General features: G+C 67.9%; 1 protein-coding gene and 1 pseudogene. One reads left to right on the top strand and one right to left on the bottom strand.

The annotated features are described in order from the left end of the window. Positions 1–912 (bottom strand): annotated as a pseudogene (locus AC3EQ1_RS31265) (IS5 family transposase). A 36-nt stretch (positions 913–948) separates the two neighbouring features. On the opposite strand from AC3EQ1_RS31265, the gene AC3EQ1_RS31260 reads away from it, so the two are divergent. Continuing rightward, a complete protein-coding gene (locus tag AC3EQ1_RS31260) occupies positions 949–1,578 on the top strand; it encodes a class I SAM-dependent methyltransferase (protein WP_098893289.1) in 630 nt (209 codons plus the stop codon). Positions 1,579–1,628: the final 50 nt, after the last annotated feature.

Genomic DNA, 1,628 nt, shown 5'->3' with positions numbered 1-1,628 from the left:
CTAGGGCCTGTCTGACAAATGATCACCTGGCCGCTTCACGGAGCCAGAGGATCAGGGAGGCCAGGACGACTCCCGCGCGGTACCGGTTCGCGAGCTTGTCGAACCTGGTTGCGATCGCGCGGAACTGTTTGAGGCGAGCGAAGCATCGTTCGACCACGTTGCGGTCGCGATAGATCTCCGTGTCGAAGACGGGTGGCCGACCACCGCGGCGCCCCCGGCGCCGACGGTTGGCCACCTGGTCGCGGCGCTCGGGGATCGTGGCAGCGATACCCCGACGCCTCAGCAGATGACGGATGGCCCTGCTGGAATACGCCTTATCACCCAGCACACGGTCCGGTGTCGTGCGCGGACGGCCCGTGCCGGCCCGAGGAGTGCGTACCCCATTGAGGACATCGGCGAATGCTGTGGCGTCGTTGACGTTTCCGGGTGTGAGCACAATCGACAGCGGCAGCCCCCGGCGGTCGACGGCGAGATGGACCTTGGTGGTCAACCCGCCCCGAGACCGACCGAGTGCCTGGCACGCCTGCGAGCGGCCCGGATCTTCCAGTTCGTCCCCGTCCACGTCCCCCTTTTACGGGCGCCTGCGGCATGCTGATGGGCCCGGTTGACCGTGGAGTCGACGGCGACGGTCCACTCCACCCGGCCCGCCGCATCGTCACGGACCTGGACGTGTTCCAGCAGCTTCGCCCATGTGCCATCGGCCTCCCAGCGGGCGAACCGCTCGTAGACGGTCTGCCACGGCCCATACCGCTCGGGTAGGTCGCGCCACGGGGCCCCGGTCCGCAGCCGCCACAGCACCCCGTTGACCACCTGCCGGTGATCACGCCACGGACGGCCGCGTCCGTCCACCTGCGGCAACAGGGGCTCTATTCGCCCCCATGCCGCATCCGTCAACTCACCTCGACCCGCCACAAGATCAATTATCAGACCGGCTATAGAGTCCTGCCCGTGGCAAATCATCAGGACGACACCAGGACGGCCTACGACGGTGTCGTCGAGCTGTACGCATCGCTGTTCGCAAACCGGCTGGAGACACAGCCTTTCTCCCGGGCCATGATCGGCACCTTCGCCGAACTGGTGCGCGCGACGGGCAACCCGCGGGCAGCGGACGTCGGGTGCGGGCCCGGACATCTGACAGCCATGCTGCACGAACTGGGCTTGGACGCCTTCGGACTCGACCTTGCCCCCGGCATGGTCGACCACGCCCGGCAGGCCCATCCGGCGCTGCGCTTCCAAGAGGCGCGGATGGAATCCCTGCCGATCGAGGACGGCGCGCTCGGCGGCGTGCTGGCCCACTACTCGATGATCCACACCCCTCCGGGGGAGCTGCCGGAGCTACTCTCCGAACAGGTACGCGTCCTGGCGCCGGATGGCCTGCTCCTGGTCTCCTTCTTCGGGACCGACGGACAAGAACCGGTTCGCTTCAACCACAAAGTGGCGCCCGCCTACAGCTGGCCGGCAGATAGCCTCGCCGAACTGCTGGCCGATGCCGGGCTCGATCCCTTCGCCCGGCTGCTCCACGATCCGGCCTCTGAACGGGGTTTCCTCGACGCGCACCTGCTGGCCCGCCGCTCGTAGGTCCTGCCCGGCAATACCCGCCAGACGTCGGCGCATATCCGGGCTGCCAG

Source organism: Streptomyces sp. bgisy100 (assembly GCF_057709105.1).
Note: the sequence above shows the minus strand (reverse complement) of the source record. Positions and strands in the feature narration are given on the sequence as shown.